Here is a 20,434-nt window from a genome sequence, read left to right as displayed (position 1 = left end):
ATGCTGCCGGACAATTCCGGCGGCGTCTCTGTTCAGCGATGCACGGTTTCAGGCGACTTCCGCCGTTTTCTTCGCGTGATGGTCTTCGCTCTTTTCTTCGCTGTCTTCGTCTTCGTCGTGCTCGTCCTCATCGTCCGACATGTCGATGTGAGCAACTTCGAGAACGGACGCCGGAAGCTTCTCGCGGAACAGGTCGCCTTCTTCGCCGAGCCAGATGCACTCGACCGTCTCGTCGGTGGCCTCGGCGACAGTCATCGCCTGACCGCCGGATTTAAGAACAACGACGTCGCCTGCTTTCAGTCTCATGATCGGCTCCTTGCTGATGTGAGGAGCCTGCAGCCTAGCCGCGGGTCATGACACGGCGACAAAGGGTCGTTGATAAGATTTGCGACAAACAGAAAAAGCCCCGGACCATGTCCGGGGCTTTGACGTTTTAGAGAACTGTCGGCGCTTAGCGAACGATGCCGAGGACGTAGCCGAGCATGTCGAACTTGTAGTTCAGACCGACCTTGGCGGTATGAATGCCGGGGAGGCTGGTCGTCGTCCAGACCTGAGTCGGAGGGCCAGTGAAGTTGCCAGTGGTGGTGATGTTGTTGTCGAAGCCGAGATAGAGGTATTCGGCCTTCACGCTCCACTTGTTGTCGAGAGCATACTCCCAGCCGCCGCCGATTGCGTAACCGAGGCGATACTTGGTGTGCATGGTGTCGATGTGGGTGCCTGCCGTACCGTTGGACACACCGGTCTCGAAATCGACCAGAGCCGCGCCGCCCTTGACGTAGATCAGCGAGCGGTCGAACGCGTAACCGAAGCGAGCGGCCCAGACGCTATAGAGGCCTTCAGCGCGAGTTGTTGCGATCGAGGTCGCCGATCCGGCATAGGCGGATGAACCCTTGAGGCCGATGTAGCCGGTTTCACCTTCGTAACCGATCACCCAGTTCGGAGCGAACTGGTAGTTGTAGCCGCTGGTGTAGCCGCCGATCACGCTCGAGTTGTAGCCGTAGGACGCTGCGGGGCCAGCGAAGATCGGTGCGCCAGCGCCATTGAGCGGCACGCCGGTCACGACATCTTCTGCACCGAATGCGCCGCCGATGTAACCGCCGATGTAACCGCCGGTCCAAGTGAACACCTGCACGGGAGGCGCCTTGCGGTAGATCGGTGCGGTGCCGAGATCGGCTGCGGAAGCCGCGCCTGCCAGGCCAACGCCTGCGGCAGCGAGAAGAAGAACAGCAATCTTGCGCATGTGAGCCCCTGTATAACTTGTCGATGGCAGCACGATTCCGCCACGCCTATGACCATAGCAATACCGGCGGGATGTTACCGGCTCAATGCGTTCCAGCGGTTTTGGGGACTTTGGGTGCTGTTCTTTGCCGAGTGTGTTGTCTCGGTGACACGTCGAAACCGCTCAGAAAGTGCTCCTTTATTAAGCTTTTCTGAACTTTTGCCTGGCGCGGGAGCCGTTACGGCCACTTCACCTCAGGCGGCATCGACGACAGGATCGAATCGACATTTCCGCCTGTTTTCAGCCCGAAAATCGTCCCCCGGTCATAGAGCAGGTTGAATTCGACATAACGGCCCCGGCGAACGAGCTGCTCCTGGCGGTCCTTGTCGGTCCAGGCTGCCCCGAAATTCCGCCGCACCAGATCCGGGTAGATCCCTGCAAAGGTCCGGCCGACGTGCTGGGTGAAAGCCAGGTCGGCGTCCCAGTCTCCCGAATCGAGCCAGTCGTAGAAGATGCCGCCGATGCCTCGGGCCTCCTTGCGGTGGGGCAGATAGAAATACTCGTCGCACCAGGTTTTGTATTTCTCGTAAGGCGCGACCGCCGCATGGGCATCGCAGGCCGCCTTCATGGCGGCGTGAAAGGCGACCGTGTCGGGGTCGTCCTGCGTCCGCCGCCGGTCGAGCACCGGGGTCAGGTCCGCGCCGCCGCCGAACCACGCCTTCGTCGTCACCACGAAGCGCGTGTTCATGTGGACCGCGGGGACGTTCGGATTGCGCGGATGAATGATCAGCGAAACGCCTGAAGCCCAGAACCGCGGATCGTCCGCTGCGCCGGGAATCTGTGCGCGGAATTCCGGTGCGAATTCGCCGTGCACGGTCGAGCAATGCACGCCGGCCTTCTCGAACAGCCGACCGCGCAGCACCGACATCACGCCGCCGCCGCCGGGCTTTCCCGAGTGGTCGGTGCGATCCCACGGCGTGCGCACGAAACGCCCGGCATCGCCGGGATAAAGCGTGGTCGGCGCGTCCGCCTCTAGTTTTTCCAGCGCGAGGCAAATGTCGTCGCGCAGTCGCTCAAACCATATCCGCGCCTGCTGTTTGCGTTGCTCGATCGTGGTGACGGGCTTTTCCAATGGACGTCTCCGGCTAGCCCTGCGGGCCGTAATAAGTGCAGCTTTCGTTGCAACTGTCGCGATGAACGCTGACGCGGGTGACCTTGCCCGCGTGCTGGACCCGGTCCCAGATGAAGCGCGTGAGGTTTTCCAGCGTCGGTGCGCCCAGCGCCTCGACCTTGTTGAGCAGCTTGTGGTCGAGCATTTTCTGCACGTCGGCCATCGATTGCTCGAGCACGCCCAGATCCATCACCATCCCGGTGGCGGGATCTGGCGTGCCGCGGATGCTGATCTCGGCGCGGAACGAGTGGCCGTGGATTTCGTCGCTGGCTTCGCCCAGCGTCGTGCCCGGCAGCGAATGCGCGGCCTCGAAACGGAACGATTTCGTCAATTCCCACATAGATTTTATCCGGTCTTGGCTGATGCCAGTTCTATCTGATGCCCAGCGTCTTGTGCGTTTGGACGCTGAGGCGCCACTGCGGATGACGCAGGCAATACGCGATTGCCGCCTGGGTGCTTTGCGCTATGTCAGGTCCGTCCATCGGCTGCAACGAGAACCGCTCGAATTCCAGGCCTGCGAAATCCTCCGGAGTGTTTTCCTCCTGCGGATAGACCAGTTTCAATTCGTGCCCCTTGCGGATGACCAGTTCCGATCCGGCCTTCGGGCTGACGCAGATCCAGTCGAGGCCAGGCGGGGCCGCGATGGTACCGTTGGTCTCGACCGCGATGGTGAAGCCGCGGGCATGCAGCGCATCGATCAGGGCAGGGTCGATCTGGAGCAGGGGCTCGCCGCCGGTCAGGACCGTATAGCGATGGTCCTGCGGGCCCACCCATTGTTCGGCAATGGCGGAGGCGAGGTCGTCGGCGTTCGCGTAGCGTCCGCCGAGCGTACCATCCATGCCGACGAAATCGGTGTCGCAGAACTTGCATACGGCGCCGGCGCGGTCCTGCTCCCGGCCGGTCCACAGGTTGCAGCCGCTGAACCGGCAGAACACGGCGGTGCGCCCGGCATGGGCGCCTTCGCCTTGCAATGTCAGGAAGATTTCCTTGACCGCGTAACTCAACTCGCCGTTCCTTTTAGCTTTACCGTGTTTTCTTAACGCGAACTGGTGCCCACTTCGCTCGAAAACACGCTGCGTGTCTGTCTGAGCGCTTCACCGAGCGCCATGGCCACGGTCATGGCGACGTTCAGGGAGCGCATTCCTGGAGCGATCGGGATGACCAGCCGTTCGTCGGCCGCGTTTACCACGTCATCCGGGACTCCGGCGGATTCCCGGCCGAACAGCAGGATGTCGTCATCCCGATAGATATGGTCGAGATAGGGCGTTGCCGCCTTTGTCGAAAAAAGAACCAGCCGGCCGCCGGACCGGGCGCGCCAGGCCTCGAAGGCCGCCCATGAATCGTGGCGCACGATGGTGACCTGGTCGAGGTAGTCCATGCCGGCGCGGCGGAAATGCCGGTCGGAAATGGGAAATCCGGCCGGCTCGATAATGTGGGCCTCCACGCCGAGGCAGGCGCAGAGCCGCAGAATCGTCCCGGTGTTTTGCGGGATGTCAGGTTGAAAAAGGACGACGCGCATCGGAAAACGGCCTCTGGCCCCGGTGGAAAACGTGAAGAAAAATCACAGCTATGGGCGGTTTTAGTGCGTCGCACTAAATGTGCCGATAGCGGGCTTGCGCTCTCCCGGCAAGGGTGCCAATAGATCGATTCTAGATCGTATGTTCTGCCCGGTTGAGTAGGACAAGTGGTCATTCTGCCACCGCGGGGCCCGCGGGCACCGGCTTCCTCTCCCGGCGCATGCGATGCGTCGTACGGGGATGGGTCAGCCGGTTGCAGTTCGGAAAGGGTTTGCAATCGTGACGTCTTCATCATCGGCCGCTGCGACACGCCGTGATTTTCTCTATGTAGCGACGGGATCCGTAGCCGCCGTTGGCGCGGCGGCAGTGGCCTGGCCGCTGATTTCCCAGATGAACCCGGATGCCTCGACCATCGCGGCAGGCGCTCCGATCGAAGTGGATCTCACGCCGATCGCCACCGGGCAGGACATCAAGGTGTTCTGGCGCGGCAAGCCGATCTACATCATGAACCGCACCAAGAAGCAGATCGACGAAGCGCGCGCTGTTCCGACCGCGAGCCTTCCCGATCCGGAGAGCGACCAGGCGCGTGTCAAGGAAGGCCACGACCAGTGGCTCGTCGTGGTCGGCATCTGCACGCATCTTGGCTGCATTCCGATTGCCCACGAAGGCACCTATGACGGCTTCTTCTGCCCGTGCCACGGCTCGCAGTACGACACCTCCGGCCGTATCCGCTCGGGCCCGGCGCCGACCAACCTCCCGGTGCCGCCTTATTCATTCGTCTCCGACACCAAAATCAAAATCGGCTGATTCCTAATCTGACCCGATTGCGTCGCTTCTTCTTTTTCAGGATCGCATCATGAGCGGACCATCGAACTACAACCCGCAAAACCCAGCCTTGAAATGGGTTGAACGGCGTCTCCCGATCGGGGGGCTGATCCACTCGTCCTTCGTTGCCTACCCGACACCGCGTAACCTCAACTACTGGTGGACGTTCGGCGCGATCCTTTCGATGATGCTCGGCGTGCAGATCATCACCGGCGTCATCCTGGCGATGCACTACACCCCGCATGTCGATTTCGCCTTCAAGTCGGTCGAACTGATCGTTCGCGACGTCAACTACGGCTGGTTGCTGCGCTACCTGCATTCCAACGGCGCATCGATGTTCTTCATCGCCGTATACATTCACATGTTCCGCGGCCTCTATTACGGGTCATACAAGGAGCCGCGCGAGGTGCTGTGGATCCTCGGCGTCATCATCTACCTGCTGATGATGGCAACCGGTTTCATGGGCTACGTGCTGCCGTGGGGCCAGATGAGCTTCTGGGGCGCCACCGTCATCACCAACCTGTTCTCCGCCATTCCGTATTTTGGCGAGAGCATCGTGACGCTGCTGTGGGGCGGATACTCGGTCGGCAATCCGACGCTGAACCGCTTCTTCTCGCTGCACTACCTGCTGCCGTTCGTGATCGCCGGCGTCGTTGTGCTGCACGTCTGGGCGCTGCATGTCGCCGGTCAGAACAACCCGGCCGGTGTCGAGCCGAAGACCGAGAAGGACACCGTGCCGTTCACGCCATACGCGACCCTCAAGGACGCGTTCGGCATGGTCTGCTTCCTGCTGTTCTTCGCCTGGTTCCTGTTCTACATCCCGAACTATCTGGGCGATCCCGACAACTACATTCCGGCCAACCCGGCCGTGACGCCCGCGCACATCGTGCCGGAATGGTATTACCTGCCGTTCTACGCGATCCTGCGTTCGATCCCGAACAAGCTCGCCGGCGTCATCGCGATGTTCAGCGCGATCATCGTGCTGGCATTCCTGCCGTGGCTCGACTCGGCCCGGACGCGCTCGTCGAAGTATCGTCCGCTCGCCAAGCAGTTCTTCTGGATCTTCGTAGCCGTCTGCTTTGGCCTCGGTTGGCTGGGCGCCAAGCCTGCGGAAGGCATCTATGTCGTCGCCGGTCGCGTCCTGACGTTCGCCTACTTCGCCTACTTCCTGATCGTGCTGCCGATCCTCAGCCGCATCGAAAAGGCGCGTCCGCTGCCGAATTCGATTGCCGAAGATGTGCTGCGCAAAACTGGCAAGACGCCGGTGTCGGCCATGATCGCGCTTGCGGTCGGCGGCACCCTGATGCTGGGCGCCGTGGACACGGCGCGCGCGGCCGAAGGTGCTCCAATGCCGCCGTCGCTGAAGTGGTCGTTTGCCGGTCCGTTCGGCAAGTTCGATCAGGGCCAGTTGCAGCGCGGCCTCAAGGTTTACAAGGAAGTCTGTGCGGCTTGTCACGGACTGTCGTTCGTTGCGTTCCGCAACCTCGCCGATCCCGGCGGTCCGGGCTATTCGCCTGCGCAGGCGGCTGCCTTCGCGTCGGAATACAAGGTCAAGGATGGACCGGACGACAAGGGCGAGATGTTCGAGCGTAACGGCCGTCCTGCTGACTACTTCCCGTCGCCATATCCGAACGAGCAGGCCGCGCGCGCCTCGAACGGCGGTGCCTTTCCGCCGGACCTGTCGCTGATCGCCAAGGCCCGTGGTTACGAGCGCGGCTTTCCGCAGTTCATCTTCGACGCCTTCATCCAGTTCCAGGAGAAGGGCCCGAACTATCTCGATGCGCTGATGCAGGGTTACGAGGACAAGGCGCCCGCCGGCTTCGCGCTGCCCGAAGGGTCGTACTACAACAAGTTCTTCCCCGGCCACGCGATCAAGATGCCGAAGCCGCTCAGTGATGGCCAGGTGACCTATGACGACGGCTCGCCGGCGACCGTCCAGCAGTACGCCAAGGACGTCTCCGCCTTCCTGATGTGGACTGCCGAGCCGCATCTGGAGGCCCGCAAGCGCCTCGGTCTGCAGGTCATGCTCTTCCTGATCGTGCTGTCGGGTCTGCTGTACTTCACCAAGAAGAAGGTCTGGGCCGACGCTCACTAAGTCTTCTTGAATTCCGAATTGCGAAAGGCCCCCATCGGGGGCCTTTTTGCTGCGCCGATGCTTCAGTGCAGCATGATACCGCAAGGCTGGCGCCCCGTGAGGCTCTCAACTAACGTTGAGGGTCAGGGCTGAGGGACACATGACGGGCGCACCGATCGACGACATTCTGCTCAACATCAATCCGACCGGGCAGCTCGTGCTCGGCGGCGTGCTTGCACTGATCATCTACGGCGTGGCTCTCGATCTGCGGATCGATGACTTTATCGAAGTGTTCCGCAGGCCGATCGCGCCGCTGTCCGGCTTGCTGGCGCAACTGGCCGTGCTGCCTGCGGTGACCTGGGCGATCACCATGCTGCTGAAGCCGCAGCCCAGCATCGCGCTCGGCATGATGGTGGTGGCGGCGTGTCCGGGCGGAAACATTTCCAACCTGATCACGCACATGGCGCGGGGCAACACCGCGCTCTCGATCAGCATGACCGGTGTATCGAGCCTGCTCGCCATCGTCACGACGCCGCTCAACATTCTGTTCTGGGCGGCGCTTAACCCGGATACCAACGCGCTGCTGCGACAGGTGAGCATCGAGCCGCTGTCGTTCCTCGGCTCGACCATGGCGATTCTCGGCATCCCCATGGCTCTGGGTCTTGCGACGGTGCATTACTGGCCGCGCCTCGGCCATCTGCTGCGCCGTCCGCTGCAGATCCTGTCGTTTCTGTTTCTGGTCGCGTTCATCGGCGGCGCGATCTTCACCAATGCGCGCTATCTGACGATCTTCGTGCAATCGATCCTGCCGTTCGTCGTGCTTCACAACGCAATTGCGATCGCGCTCGGCTGGGGCACCGCCAAGGTGTTGCGGTTGAGCGATTACGACACCCGCGCGATGACCATCGAAGTCAGCATGCATAATTCAGGTTTAGGCCTCGCGCTGATCCTCAACCAGTTCGATGGCCTTGGCGGCGCGGCGCTGGTCGCGGCAGGGTGGGGCGTCTGGCACCTGATTTCCGGATGGGCGCTGGCGGCGTGGTGGAAGCGCCGCGATCCGCATCCACAGGGCGGAAGCCAGGTCCCACGCACGGACACGGCAGAATGAGTGAAGCTCACGCAGGACAGTATGCCATGCACGGCGGCGTGCTGGTTACCGGCGCTGCGGGTTTCATCGGCAAGTCGCTGATCGCCGAACTTGCGCGCGCCAATACAAACTCGGAGATCCTTGCGCTCGATATGCGCGAGGTCGTCGCTCACGAGCGTTTGCCCAATGTTACTTATCTGACCGGCGACGTGCGCGACCCGGCGCTCAGGGATCTGTTTCAGGTCCGTCGTCCGCAGACCGTGGTGCATCTCGCCTCCGTTGTCGCAGTTGGTGGCGATCCGCAGCGTGACTGGGAAATCGACGTGCTCGGGACCAAGAACGTGCTGCAATGCTGTGTCGACGCCGGGGTCGAGCATCTGATCGTCACATCGAGCGGGGCGGCTTACGGCTATTACGCCGACAATCCGGTGCCGCTGCGCGAAGATGATCCACTGCGCGGCAACGCGGATTTCCCCTACGCGCGCAACAAGCGCGAAGTCGAGGAAATGCTGGTCGAATGGCATGATCTCCATCCGCACCTGGAGCAGACGGTGTTCCGACCCTGCACGGTGCTCGGTCCCACGACAAACAACCAGATCACCGCGATGTTCGAGGGGCCGGTGGTGCTCGGTCTCAGCGGGACCTCGACGCCGTTCTCGCTGATCGCCGACAGCGACGTGATCGATGCGTTGGTGCAGGCCGTTCGCCATCCGAAGCCCGGCACCTACAATCTGGCTGGCGACGGCGTGTTGAGCCTGCGCGAGATCGCGGCGCTCAATCGAAAACTCTATGTCGCGATTCCGCCGGGGCCGCTGAAGTTCTTGCTTTGGCTGCTGCAATCCCTGCGCATCACCAAACTCGGCCCCGGAGCGGTCAAATTCGTGCAGTACCGGCCTGTGCTTGCCAACGACAAGCTGAAATCCGAGTTCGGATTCACGCCGCGCTATAACGCGCGCGAAACATTTGAGCGCTATCGCGACGGCCGGGCGGAGCGCGAGACATGACGACGCTCGTTATCGGCGCAGGGCCCGCGGGCCTTGCCGCCATCAGAAGTCTCAAGCAGGCCGATCTGCCGGTGAAGGCCGTCGAGAGAAACGCCGATGTCGGCGGACAATGGCTTTACGGCGCTGAACCCAGCGCTGTCTATGCTTCGACCCATCTGATCTCGTCCAAGCGCACCACCGCCTATGCGGATTTCCCGATGCCGGAGGACTGGCCGGCCTATCCGGGCCACGAGCGCGTGTCCGAGTATTTCAAATCCTTCGCCAAGCATTTCGATCTCTATCCCGCGATCCGCTTCAACACTGAAGTCCGCACCATCGAGCAGCGCGACGGAAGCTGGCGCGCGACGCTCAGCGACGGCACCACCGACGACTATGAGAGCGTGATCTTCGCCAACGGCCATCTCAGCGATCCCCTGACGCCGAAAATTCCGGGCGAATTCAGCGGCAAGCTGATGCACGCGAAGGACTACAAGACCGCCGATATTTTCGAGGGCAAGCGCGTGCTGGTCGTCGGCATGGGCAACACCGGCTGCGATATCGTCGTCGATGCGATTCACCGCGCCAAGCAGGTGCTGTGGAGCGTGCGCGGCGGCAATCATTTCGTGCCGAAATTCCTCGCCGGCAAGCCGGCGGATGAGGGCAACCACAAGCCGAGGCGTTTCATCATTCCGAAGCGCCTGCGCTCGATGCTGCACGAGCCGATCCTGCGCTTTCTGGTGGGACCGCCCGAGCGTTTCGGCTTGCCGAAGCCGGAGCATCGGCTCTACGACAAGACGCCGATCGTGAACTCGCTCGTACTACAGCACCTGGGGCAGGGTGACGTCGTGTTGCGCAAGCCGATCAAGGAATTTCGCGGCGACACGGTTGTCTTCACCGACGGGCAGGAAGATCAGGTCGATCTCGTGTTGCTTGCGACCGGCTACGAGATCACGTTTCCGTTTCTCGAAGACCTGACCGAATTGAACTGGCAGCCAGATGCGCACGCGCCGCGTCTCTATCTCAACATCTTTCCGTCACGCCCGAATGGCCTTTACGTTGCGGGACTGCTGGAAGGAGCTGGCGTCGGCTGGCCGGGCCGCGCGTTGCAGACCGATCTGATTGCTGCCTACATCAAGGCGCAAAAAGAAAGTCCCGATACGACGGCGGACTTCCGTGAGAAGATCGTCGCCTTTCACGCGCAACCTTTAAGCAAGGGCCGTGGAGAGCACGGTATTTTTGTCGACTTCCTGCAATACAAACGTGATCTTCAGAAGGCCATCGCGAGCTTGAGCGTCGCTTCGCCCGCGGTATAAGACACTCAAACATCGGAGGACATCATGGGCACGAGCATCACTTTCAAACGCCCCGACGGCAAGGAAGCCAAGGGTTATCTCGCCAACGCCGCGCGCGGCAACGCGCCGGGCGTCGTCGTCATTCAGGAATGGTGGGGTCTGCAGGACCAGATCAAGGGCCTGTGCGATCGCTTCGCCGTGGCCGGGTTTGATGCGCTGGCGCCGGATCTCTACAACGGCGTGGTGGTGCCGTATCACGACACCGACGCCGCCAACAAAGAGATGAACTCGCTCGATTTCATGGACGCCACGACGCAGACCGTGCGCGGCGCGGCGCAGTATCTCGCGCGCAACGGCGCCAAGGTCGGCCTCACCGGTTTTTGTCTCGGTGGTGCGGTGACGGTGATCGGCTCAACCCGCATTCCCGAACTGGCAGCAGGCGTCGCGTTCTACGGCATTCCCCCGGAGCAGGCGGCGAAGCCAGCCGACGTCAAGATTCCGCTGCAGGGCCATTTCGCCAACCGCGATGACTGGTGCACGCCGCAGGTGGTCGATGCGTTCGAGAAGGGTCTGAAGGCAGCCGGAAAGACTTGCGAGTTCTTCCGCTATGAGGCCGACCACGCCTTTGTCAACGAGCAGCGGATGTCGGTGCATGACCGCGAGGCCGCCGAACTGGCCTGGGGCCGTGCGACCGAATTCTTCAAAAAGCATCTGGGGTGAGCTTCACCATCTCCGACCTGCGCCAGCAGCCCGCGTTTTTCGACGCGGCTGCTGACCGCATCTGGCGGGCATGGTGGAAGGAGCAAGGCGTCCCGGCCGATTACATCGCCGGGCGCTTGCAGGAAAATATGACGCCGTCGCCAATCCCGTTTGCGCTGGTGGCGCATCGGGGCGATACCTTTCTAGGCACGGCGTCGGTCATCGCCTCCGATCTCGAGGATCGCCCGCAATATTCCCCCTGGGTGGCGGCGGTCTGGGTCGACCCAAAATACCGGATGCAGGAGATCGGCACGGAACTGGTCGGACGCGCGGTCAGCGATGCTTTCGCGCTCAGTTTTCGGCGGGTTTATCTCTGCGCTCAGAAGGAGAGGCGGCGGTTCTACACCCGGCAGGGCTGGGTGCCGATCGAGGAGAGCGTGGGGGAGCGTCGTCTCACCGTGTTCGTCCGAGTTGCGGATGGTCAGAGATAATCCAAGATGTCGTCCCCGCGAAGGCGGGGACCCATACTCCCTGGATTCAGTAGCGGGTCCCAAACGTCCGTTTCTGAAACAGATATGGTGGTTATGGGTCCCCGCCTGCGCGGGGACGACGCGTGGAGGGACCCTGCGTTTGCTCCCCTTGACATCGCCCCCCGGCAATGATGTTTTGCCTGCCATGAGCACCCTGTCCAACCCGACCCGTCTCTGGTGGCGCACCTTCTAAAGGTGGCCGGTGCGATTTATTTCATGAACAATCGTCGAGGCCGTCATCGCAGAGCGACGGCCTTTTTTCGTTTGTCCTGTGTGGCGTTCCTCCAGCAAGTCTCGTAAGAGGACCAGATGAACAGGACAGTTTTCGCGCTTCCCGCGCAGAGCGAATACCGGACCGCCCGCGGCCTCGATGTGGCCCGTTCCGTCGAGCATTTCACCGGCGGCACGGCGCTCGACCTGCTGATCGAGCGGCTCGATACCCGCCGCGGCGTGGTGCTGTCGTCGGGCACCACGGTGCCGGGCCGCTACGAGAGTTTCGACCTCGGCTTTTCCGATCCGCCGCTGCGGCTGGAATCCACCGGCACGGATTTCTTCATTGAGGCGCTGAACGCACGCGGCAAGGTGCTGGTGGCCTTCCTCGCCGAGACTTTGAAAGAGCCCTGCGCCGTCATCACCGAAAAGAGCGCGACGCGCATTGCGGGTCACATCGTGCGCGGCGACGCGCCGGTGGACGAGGACCAGCGCACGCGGCGTTCGTCGGTGGTGTCGCTGGTGCGCGACATTATCGCGGCATTCAATTCTCCGAGCGACGGGTTGCTCGGGCTGTTCGGTGCTTTCGCATACGATCTGGTGTTCCAGTTTGAAGATCTCGTGCAGAAACGTACGCGCGAAAAAGACCAGCGCGACATCGTTCTCTACATTCCCGACCGCATTCTGGCCTATGACCGCGCCACCGGGCGCGGCGTCATTCTGAGCTACGAATTCGCCTTTAACGGCCAGTCCACCAAGGGGCTCGACCGCGAAACGCCGCAGAGCGTTTACGCCAAGACCAAGCGCGAAGGCTTCGCCGATCATGCGCCGGGCGTCTATCAGGCGACCGTCGAGACGGCGCGTCAGGCATTTGCACGCGGCGATCTGTTCGAGGCGGTGCCGGGGCAATTGTTCGCCGAACCGTGCGAGCGCACGCCCGCCGAAGTGTTCCAGCGCCTGTGCAAGATCAATCCATCGCCTTATGGCGCCCTGATCAATCTCGGCGACGGCGAATTTCTGGTGGCGGCGTCGCCGGAAATGTTCGTCCGCTCCGACGGCAAGCGGATCGAGACCTGTCCGATCTCCGGCACTATCGCGCGGGGCGTCGACGCCATCAGCGACGCCAAGCAGATTCAGGAGTTGTTGAATTCGCAGAAAGACGAATTCGAACTCAACATGTGCACCGACGTCGACCGCAACGACAAGGCGCGCGTTTGTGAGCCGGGCACGATCAAGGTTCTGGCGCGGCGGCAGATCGAGACCTATTCGAAGCTGTTCCACACCGTCGATCATGTCGAAGGCATGCTGCGTCCGGGCTTCGACGCGCTGGACGGCTTCCTGACCCACGCCTGGGCGGTCACCGTGACCGGTGCGCCGAAGTTGTGGGCGATGCAGTTCGTCGAGGACCATGAGCGCTCATCGCGGCGCTGGTATGCCGGCGCGCTCGGCTTTCTTGGCTTCGACGGCAGCATCAATACGGGCCTGACCATCCGTACCATCCGCATGAAGGACGGTTTGGCCGAAGTGCGCGTCGGCGCGACGCTGCTGTTCGACAGCGATCCCGTCGCTGAAGAGAAGGAATGCCAGACCAAGGCCGCGGCGCTGTTTCAGGCACTACGCGGCGATCCGGCGAAGCCGTTGTCGGCGTTCGCGCCGGACGCCACTGGCTCCGGCAAGAGGGTGCTTCTGATTGATCACGAAGACTCATTCGTGCACATGCTGGCGGATTACTTCCGTCAAGTCGGCGCGACCGTCAGCGTCACGCGGCACAATCATGCGCTCGACATGCTGAAGAAGGAAAACTACGACCTTCTGGTGCTGTCGCCCGGTCCCGGCCGCCCAGAGGATTTCGGTATCTCGAAGTTCATCGGCGCGGCGCTTGAGAAAAAGCTGCCGGTGTTTGGCGTCTGCCTCGGCGTGCAGGCCATCGGCGAATATTTCGGCGGCAAGCTCGGGCAATTGTCCACGCCGGCACACGGCCGCCCCTCGCGCGTTCAGGTGCGCGGCGGCACGCTAATGGGCAACCTTCCGAACGAGGTCGTGATCGGCCGCTACCACTCGCTCTATGTCGAGCGCGAGGGCATGCCCGACGTGCTGGAGGTGACGGCCAGCACAGAAGACGGCATCGCCATGGCGATCGAGCACAAGACGTTGCCGGTCGGTGGCGTTCAGTTTCATCCCGAGTCGCTGATGTCGCTGGAAGGCAATGTCGGACTACGGATCGTGGAAAACGCATTCAGGCTCGGCCGGTCCGGAAACGCCTGAACATTCGTGTTTTGAAAGACGCCACATGACTCTCGAAGACGATTTGAAAGCCACCGTCCGCGCCATTCCGGACTACCCAAAGCCCGGCATTGTTTTCCGCGACATCACCACGCTGCTGGGCAATGCCTGGGCCTTTCGCCGCGCGGTCGATGAACTGGTGCAGCCCTGGGCCGGGTCGAAGATCGACAAGGTCGCCGGCATGGAAGCGCGCGGCTTCATTCTTGGCGGCGCGGTGGCGCATCAGGTCTCGGCGGGCTTCGTGCCGATCCGCAAGAAGGGCAAGCTGCCGCATACGACGGTGCGAATTGCCTACTCGCTGGAATATGGCCTGGATGAGATGGAAATGCATGCCGACGCTATCATGCCCGGCGAACGTGTCATCCTGATCGACGACCTGATCGCGACCGGCGGAACGGCAGAGGGCGCGGTGAAGCTGCTGCGCCAGATCGGTGCCCAGGTGGTTGCAGCGTGCTTTATCATCGACCTTCCGGGACTCGGCGGCGCGGCCAAGCTGCGCGCGATGGATGTGCCGGTGCGAACGCTGATGACATTTGACGGCGACTGAGGGCGTTTCGATGAAGTGAAACGGGTAGCCGTCAGACAATGCTCTCAAACATAACGGGCGGCAGATGGATCTTCAGCTCACGGGTAAAATCGCAATCGTCACCGGCGGCACGCGCGGCATAGGCAAGGCGATTGCGCGCTCGCTTGCCGGCGAGGGCATGGACGTCGTGATCGTCGGCCGCGATCTTGAGGCGGCGAAGGCGACGGCCTCGGAAATTTCAAGTGAAACGAGCCGCACCGTTCGCGCCTATGCAGCGGATACCGGCAAGGACGAGGCGGTTCGCGCCGCAGTCGCTGCGATCCGTTCGGACTTCGGCCGGATCGATGTGCTGGTCAACAGCGCGGCGCAGCCGAGCGGGCAGGCCAAGCCGCCGTCGCTGAGCGAGATCACCGACGAGATGTTCTGGAGCGACGTCAACGTCAAGGTCATGGGCTATCTGCGCATGGCGCGCGAGGTCGCGCCGCTGATGACGGAGCAGGGCTGGGGCCGCATCATCAATATCAGCGGGCTTGGCGCGCGTCAGACCGGCACCACCATCGGCAGCATCCGCAATGTCGGCGTGGCTGCGCTCACCAAGAATCTTGCAGATGAACTGGGGCCGCGCGGCATCAACGTGACCTGTGTGCATCCCGGCCTGACCCGGACCGAGAAAACGCCGGGGGTGATCGCGTGGCGCGCTGGGCTCACGAAGAAGACGGAAGCCGAAGTCGAGAAGGCGATGAACGATCTCAATACCATCCGCCGTCTCGTCACGGCCGAGGAGATCGGCCATATCGTCGCATTTCTGGCGTCGCCAAAGTCGATCGCCATCAACGGCGATGCGATTGCGGCGGGCGGCGGCGCGCCGGGAAGCATCTACTACTGAATCATCCCAGCTTGTGCAGGATCAGGTTCAGCTCCAGCTCGCGGAAGCGCGTGTAGTTGGTGCGCACCCATTGATGCAGTTCCGACGACTGATCCTTGTTGGTGCGCAGGTAGTGCGAGAACGAGAAGTTCAGCCGCCCGATAATTGATTTCAGGAATGCGGGCAGCGCCGCGACCTTGAACGGCCGCACGCGGGCGAATTCTCGCGGTAACGGTCCCCACAACACGTGTTCGTTCTCGACCGGCACGATAGCGGCGTTCGGAAACGTCTCGCGCAGCATCGCCCACGCCATGATGGAGGCCCGGTCGCGATCGGGAATGAACAGAACGATCGGATCGACGCCGCGCCGGTCCGCTTCCTTCATGAAGCCGATTTCCGCGATGAGCTTGAAAAAATCGTCGAAGGCGTGAAAGCCGAGGTCGATGACCTTGGGCACGCCGTCATTGACGATGAGACGGTCCATCAGCGCCATCTGCCCGAAGGTATCGCTGATCAGCGCGGTCTCGGTCACGCCGGGGAGATAGTTCAGCAGCGACGGCTCGCGCAGGTTGATGTCGAAAGCGGTCACCGCGCCGCGCTGAAGCACGAGGAATTCGGTCAATGCCCGCGCGATCAGGGTCTTGCCCACCGCGGGGCGGGGCGAGCAGACGATATAGACAGGCGTGCGGCGCATCGGCGCGATGTCCGGCGGTCAGACGATCAGATCTCGCTTGTCGGTGCGCGCGACGTATTGGACTTGTCCTTGGAGCCGACGATCTCGGTCAGCTTGATGCGGTCGAATTCGCCCCAGACATTGCCCAGCCAGTGGCGGACATAGCCGCGCAGCACGAACGAGTAGTTCGCGGCCTCGTCCTTCGTCCCCTTGTTGGCCACGAATTTGAGGAATGGCACCGAGGCGACTTCGACCTGCTCGTAGGCCATTTCGTTCAGCTTCGGAATCGTGATCTCGGTCGCGTTCTTGATGCGGTGGAAATAGGAATTGTAGGTCGCCTGATCCCACTCGAAGAAGCTGGTGTTGTTGATGAAGTTCTTCACCAGGAAGTACTTCGCGCCGTCCATGAAGTTCGCGGTCTCGGCGATCTCATCGAGCGAGGCAATCGACGGGCCGAGGATGTGGAACACGGCGAAGGTGATCTGGCCGGAGCGGGCGGCATCGAGAAAGCCGATGTCGCGAAGCGCCGCGAGGGTGGGGGACAACAGTCCTGCGCGAACGTCGATAACGGTCACACTGGTGCCCGACGAATTCAGCGTATCGAAGATCTTCATCTGATCGGACGTCGAGGTAACGTCGACGATCTCGGTGATGTCGGGATGAAAACGCATCAGCGTGCCGCGCGGCGATTCGGTATCGAAGGCACGGGTTGGGATGTTGTTTGCGCTGAAATAGTCGAGAACGGTGCGCGAAACGGTGGTCTTGCCGACCCCACCCTTGTCTGCGCCCACTACGATCACTGCCGGTTTCGCCATAAGACCCCTTTACGCGCTAAACACGTCCGCCTGACGACGGGAGCTTAGCCTGCTTTCTGCCGGAACATGGCAGAATCGAGGGATAATTCAATTCTTGACGACGCTGTTATGCTTAATAAACAACGGCTTCGTTAATGCCGAAGGGTCATCGGCGGCCCCATGGACCGAGAATCGAGCCTGCCGGCGTCGACTGCGGGGAACTGCCCCATGGTCCGGTATGTGGAGGCTCCGGCCGCGCTTCGGGCGAGGGCTCGCCGGATTGGGGCGCGTCCTGGCCGGTTTCGGCGTCGCCGCCCGGCAGCGGCAGCGGCATCGGGCCGGGATCGTGGCCGCCCGCGTACTTCACCAATGCCTTGACCCGCGAATCGACCGAGGGGTGGGTCGCGAACAGGTCGGCAAAGCCCTCGCGCGGATTGTCGATGCACATTTCCATCACGGCGGAGGTCGCACCTAGCAGTTCGCCGCGGCCCTCGATCTTGCGCAGCGCCGAGATCATGGCGTCCGGGTCCTTGGTGAGTTCGACGGAACCCGCATCCGCCAGCAGCTCGCGCGAACGCGACAGGGCAAAGCGCACCACCAGCGACAGGCCCCAGGCGACGCCGATCAGGGCAATCGCCAGCAGCACGATGGCGAAGGCACCACCGCCCTTCTTGTCACCGTCCGACGATGACGAGGAGGACCGTCCACCGCCGCCGAGGCTCCAGTTGGAGTTGAAGAAGATGCGGAAAAACAGTTCCGCGAAAAAACCGATCACGCCGGCGATGACGACCGCGATCACCAGCAACTGCACGTCGCCGTTGCGGATATGCGTCAACTCGTGGCCGAGGACGGCTTCCATTTCCCGGTCGCTGAGCGCCTTCATCAGGCCCGTGGTGACGCTGATCGCATACTGGCTGCGGTTGAGACCGGTGGCGAAGGCGTTGAGCGCGGGGCTGTCGACGATCTTGAGCTTCGGCATCGGAATGCCGCGCGAGATGCAGAGGTTTTCGAGCAGGTTATAAAGTCGCGGCTGTTCCTGCCGCGTGACGTCATGCCCGCCGGTGACCGCATCGATGATGTTCTGGTGAAAAAAGTAGGCGATCACGATCCAGACCGCGGCGCCGATGGTGGCGAAGGGGAACGCCTTGATCAGGTCGCGCCCGGCGAGGGTGATATAGGCGTCGAACGGACGGTTGCTGTTGAGTGCGACTTCCGCCAGCAGCGCACCGGCGAACACCATCACATAGACGAGCAGGAAAAGGCCGCCGAGCAGCAGCATCGAACGAAACTTGTTCGACGCGATGTGCGTGTAGAGACCGTACGCGGCCATGATGCGCTGCTCGTCGTTTCCGGGATCAGGCGATCAGAACTTGACCGATGGCGCCTGCTCGAGTTGACCGCGCTGCTCGCCGAGGTCGAAGAAGTCCTTTTTGGTGAAGCCGAGCGCACCCGCGAACAGGGCTGCCGGCAATTGCTGGATGCCGGTATTGTATTCCTGAACCGCATTGTTGAAGAAGCGGCGGCTGGCGGCGATCTTGTTTTCGATATCGGACAGCTCGGACTGCAACTGCTGGAAGTTGGCGTTGGCCTTGAGGTCCGGATAGGCCTCTGAGAGCGCGATCAGCCGGCCCAGCGCCGCACCGAGCTGGCCTTCCGCTGCCGATACCTGCGCCGGTCCCTGCGCGGACATGGCCGCGTTGCGGGCCTTGATAACGTCCTCCAGCGTGCCGCGTTCGTGGGTGGCGTAGCCTTTGACCGTCTCGACCAGGTTGGGAATCAGGTCGTGGCGCAGCTTGAGCTGCACGTCGATGTCGGCGAACGCTTGGCTGACGCGCTGCGCCAGCGCGACCAGCCGGTTGTAGGCGCCGAACACGAACAGCGCGATGACGACGATGACACCGAGTAAAATCCAGCCGGACGACATGAGGGAAAACTCCTTGAGGACAACGAATGGCGCACCCTAAACCAAAAACCGCCCGTGCGGCAGGGGCCGCACGGCGGAGTGGTTCTCATTGGTCGCCTTCAAGGAGCGATGGTTCAAGGCCCTGCAGACAATTTAACAGTCTCGATCTCTCGTTCGTCATGTCCGCGCATAGTCGTTCGAAAGAACGGCGTCGCTTCCGCTCGCCTATGTCGCGGGCATCCACGTCTTTCTTTGGGAGGTTCAAGACGTAGATGGCCGGGACAAGCCCGGCCATGACGCTCTTTTCTGATGGGCGTTCTGGCCTTTCAGCCGATCAGGGCTTGGCCATGTGCCATGCGCCGTTGAGGAAACCGTCGCCGGTGGTATCGCCGGGCTTGGTGTCCTTCGCGAACGTGTAAAGCGGCTTGCCCTTGTAGGCCCACATCTTGCTGCCGTCGTCGCGGGTGACGATGGTCCAGTCGCCCGAGGCCTTGGCGTCTGCGGCGGCCATCAGCGGCGGCCAGTTGGTGGCGCAGGGGCCGTTGCAGGCCGATTTGCCGCCAGCGTCCTTGTCGAATGTATAGAGCGTCATGCCCTTGGCATCGACATAGGTCTTGCCAGCCGGAGTGTCAGCGACTTTCGCCGCCTGCGCGAAGGCACCGGTTGACGCGAGCATGAGAGTCGCAGCCGCAATCGCGGCGAATGTTTTGGACATCGCAGTTTTACTCCTGATGAATTTTGCGTCGGACGCGAACGCGTCATCAGGACAAACTCCGGCATGGCGAAATTATTCCGGCCCAGCATTCTCAGCGGGAAAAACTGCGTCGCCCCAATCCCATTTCTTCGCGCGCTTGTACGCAGCCTTGTCCCGATGCGGGACGCTCGCGGTTTCTATTCCATCGGCTGCGCAAATTTTTGCGGTCACCGCGATCTTGGTCACCTGCGGCTGGGCCAGCACGCGCGAGGGCCTGTGCGCGGGCGGCGCGCGTGACAGAACGACGTAGCTGAATTTTTCATCCTCGTAGGGAAGGTCCGCCGCTTTGAGGTGTTTATGCGCGCGAGATCGTTGCAGCCGTTGCGTGAAATGACACCAGTCGGGTTTGGTCAGCGGACATGCTGCATCGTGCGGGCAGGGAGCGATCACATGCGCGCCCCTGGCGATCAGCCGCGTGCGCAGATCGATGATGCGCGCATAGCCTGCCGGTGTGCCGGGTTCGACGACCAGCAGCGTGTCGCTTGTTTTCGCCCACATGGCGTCGGCCAATGCTGCGCGTTCGTTCGCGCCCAACTCGTTGATGACATAGCTTGCGACGACGAAGTCCGCCTCGGGAGCTTCTGCAAGCGCTTTGCGCGCGTCTCCGGACTCGTAGCGCATCGTGTTGAACCGCGAGTGCGACTGCGCAAGCTCGGTGGCAAGATCGCGTAGCGCCGTATTGGCGTCCAGCAGGGTGAAGGCGTCTATGGACGCAAAGGCTTCGCTCGCAGCCCATGTCGCGGTGCCTGGTCCTGCGCCGATATCGAGCAGGCTACGTGGAGCGAAATCCGGATTGACCTCCGTCAGAGCATTGAGGCTCGCGGTGACCGCCGCATAGGTCGCCGGCATCCGCGCGAGCGCATAGGCGAGCGCGTCCGTACCGGTCCGGATACCGCCGGAGCCGCCGCCGTCGCGATAGGTGCGTGAGATAGTGTCCGCGCGCTGCGCGGCGTCGTTGCGCGACAGGCCCTCGACCTTGCGGGCAAGCGCGGCTTTCAGTTCGGCGGGGAGATCAGGTGTCATGAGAGT

22 protein-coding genes are annotated in these 20,434 nt (G+C 62.2%); 10 read left to right on the top strand and 12 right to left on the bottom strand.

Going from position 1 to position 20,434, the window contains the following annotated elements; all coding sequences use genetic code 11:
- Positions 1–48: 48 nt before the first annotated feature.
- The 6 genes from HNQ36_RS18600 to HNQ36_RS18575 form a co-directional block, all read right to left on the bottom strand.
- Complete coding sequence (locus HNQ36_RS18600) at positions 49–306, bottom strand: YodC family protein (RefSeq protein ID WP_184087425.1); 258 nt, start codon at positions 304–306, stop codon at positions 49–51.
- A 145-nt stretch (positions 307–451) separates the two neighbouring features.
- Positions 452–1,240 (bottom strand): outer membrane protein, encoded by a 789-nt coding sequence (locus HNQ36_RS18595; RefSeq protein WP_184087423.1) that lies wholly within the window; start codon positions 1,238–1,240, stop codon positions 452–454.
- Between the two features lie 217 nt (positions 1,241–1,457).
- Entirely contained in the window at positions 1,458–2,351 is an 894-nt protein-coding gene (gene hemF / locus HNQ36_RS18590; RefSeq protein WP_184087421.1) for an oxygen-dependent coproporphyrinogen oxidase, read from the bottom strand.
- Between the two features lie 13 nt (positions 2,352–2,364).
- Complete coding sequence (locus HNQ36_RS18585; protein WP_046828929.1) at positions 2,365–2,730, bottom strand: 6-pyruvoyl trahydropterin synthase family protein; 366 nt, start codon at positions 2,728–2,730, stop codon at positions 2,365–2,367.
- 31 nt (positions 2,731–2,761) lie between these two features.
- On the bottom strand, positions 2,762–3,394 hold the full coding sequence (gene queE / locus HNQ36_RS18580; protein ID WP_184087419.1) for a 7-carboxy-7-deazaguanine synthase: 633 nt from the start codon (positions 3,392–3,394) through the stop codon (positions 2,762–2,764).
- A 32-nt stretch (positions 3,395–3,426) separates the two neighbouring features.
- Entirely contained in the window at positions 3,427–3,909 is a 483-nt protein-coding gene (locus HNQ36_RS18575) for a tRNA (cytidine(34)-2'-O)-methyltransferase (RefSeq protein ID WP_184087417.1), read from the bottom strand.
- Positions 3,910–4,147: 238 nt separating this feature from the next.
- On the opposite strand from HNQ36_RS18575, the gene petA reads away from it, so the two are divergent.
- The 10 genes from petA (at position 4,148) to HNQ36_RS18525 (ending at position 15,302) form a co-directional block, all read left to right on the top strand.
- Complete coding sequence (gene petA / locus HNQ36_RS18570; protein WP_046828932.1) at positions 4,148–4,714, top strand: ubiquinol-cytochrome c reductase iron-sulfur subunit; 567 nt, start codon at positions 4,148–4,150, stop codon at positions 4,712–4,714.
- A 49-nt stretch (positions 4,715–4,763) separates the two neighbouring features.
- Positions 4,764–6,827, top strand: a complete 2,064-nt coding sequence (locus HNQ36_RS18565) for a cytochrome c1 (RefSeq protein WP_184087415.1) — start codon at positions 4,764–4,766, stop codon at positions 6,825–6,827.
- Positions 6,828–6,966: 139 nt separating this feature from the next.
- Positions 6,967–7,914: a bile acid:sodium symporter family protein gene (locus HNQ36_RS18560; RefSeq protein WP_184087413.1), complete on the top strand. Its 948-nt coding sequence runs from the start codon at positions 6,967–6,969 to the stop codon at positions 7,912–7,914.
- Positions 7,911–8,897 carry an SDR family oxidoreductase gene (locus tag HNQ36_RS18555; RefSeq protein ID WP_246395431.1) on the top strand — a complete coding sequence of 329 codons (987 nt, stop codon included), beginning with the start codon at positions 7,911–7,913 and terminating at the stop codon, positions 8,895–8,897. Before HNQ36_RS18560 ends, HNQ36_RS18555 begins: the two co-directional genes overlap by 4 nt.
- Entirely contained in the window at positions 8,894–10,189 is a 1,296-nt protein-coding gene (locus HNQ36_RS18550) for a flavin-containing monooxygenase (protein WP_184087411.1), read from the top strand. The genes HNQ36_RS18555 and HNQ36_RS18550 overlap by 4 nt, the downstream gene beginning before the upstream one ends.
- Positions 10,190–10,213: 24 nt before the next feature.
- Positions 10,214–10,888, top strand: a complete 675-nt coding sequence (locus tag HNQ36_RS18545) for a dienelactone hydrolase family protein (RefSeq protein WP_184087409.1) — start codon at positions 10,214–10,216, stop codon at positions 10,886–10,888.
- A complete protein-coding gene (locus HNQ36_RS18540; protein WP_184087408.1) occupies positions 10,885–11,358 on the top strand; it encodes a GNAT family N-acetyltransferase in 474 nt (157 codons plus the stop codon). Before HNQ36_RS18545 ends, HNQ36_RS18540 begins: the two co-directional genes overlap by 4 nt.
- 348 nt (positions 11,359–11,706) lie before the next feature.
- Complete coding sequence (locus HNQ36_RS18535; RefSeq protein ID WP_184087407.1) at positions 11,707–13,872, top strand: anthranilate synthase component I; 2,166 nt, start codon at positions 11,707–11,709, stop codon at positions 13,870–13,872.
- A 25-nt stretch (positions 13,873–13,897) separates the two neighbouring features.
- Positions 13,898–14,437, top strand: a complete 540-nt coding sequence (locus tag HNQ36_RS18530) for an adenine phosphoribosyltransferase (RefSeq protein WP_184087406.1) — start codon at positions 13,898–13,900, stop codon at positions 14,435–14,437.
- 64 nt (positions 14,438–14,501) lie between these two features.
- Positions 14,502–15,302, top strand: coding sequence for an SDR family NAD(P)-dependent oxidoreductase (locus HNQ36_RS18525; protein ID WP_184087405.1), 801 nt, complete (start codon positions 14,502–14,504; stop codon positions 15,300–15,302).
- 1 nt (position 15,303) lies between these two features.
- On the opposite strand, the gene HNQ36_RS18520 is transcribed toward HNQ36_RS18525, so the two are convergent.
- The 6 genes from HNQ36_RS18520 to HNQ36_RS18495 form a co-directional block, all read right to left on the bottom strand.
- Positions 15,304–15,975: a P-loop NTPase family protein gene (locus HNQ36_RS18520; protein WP_184087404.1), complete on the bottom strand. Its 672-nt coding sequence runs from the start codon at positions 15,973–15,975 to the stop codon at positions 15,304–15,306.
- Between the two features lie 26 nt (positions 15,976–16,001).
- Positions 16,002–16,769 (bottom strand): P-loop NTPase family protein, encoded by a 768-nt coding sequence (locus HNQ36_RS18515; protein ID WP_184087403.1) that lies wholly within the window; start codon positions 16,767–16,769, stop codon positions 16,002–16,004.
- 145 nt (positions 16,770–16,914) lie between these two features.
- Positions 16,915–18,078 carry a M48 family metallopeptidase gene (locus HNQ36_RS18510; protein WP_184087402.1) on the bottom strand — a complete coding sequence of 388 codons (1,164 nt, stop codon included), beginning with the start codon at positions 18,076–18,078 and terminating at the stop codon, positions 16,915–16,917.
- Between the two features lie 33 nt (positions 18,079–18,111).
- Positions 18,112–18,672, bottom strand: a complete 561-nt coding sequence (locus HNQ36_RS18505; RefSeq protein ID WP_184087400.1) for a LemA family protein — start codon at positions 18,670–18,672, stop codon at positions 18,112–18,114.
- A 313-nt stretch (positions 18,673–18,985) separates the two neighbouring features.
- Entirely contained in the window at positions 18,986–19,366 is a 381-nt protein-coding gene (locus HNQ36_RS18500; RefSeq protein WP_184087399.1) for a COG4315 family predicted lipoprotein, read from the bottom strand.
- Positions 19,367–19,438: 72 nt separating this feature from the next.
- Positions 19,439–20,428 (bottom strand): small ribosomal subunit Rsm22 family protein, encoded by a 990-nt coding sequence (locus HNQ36_RS18495; RefSeq protein ID WP_184087397.1) that lies wholly within the window; start codon positions 20,426–20,428, stop codon positions 19,439–19,441.
- Between the last annotated feature and the right edge of the window lie 6 nt (positions 20,429–20,434).

The sequence above is a fragment of the Afipia massiliensis genome (genome assembly GCF_014203115.1).
GTDB classification, from domain to species: Bacteria; Pseudomonadota; Alphaproteobacteria; order Rhizobiales; family Xanthobacteraceae; genus Afipia; species Afipia massiliensis.
This window is presented reverse-complemented; position numbering and strand designations above follow the sequence as displayed.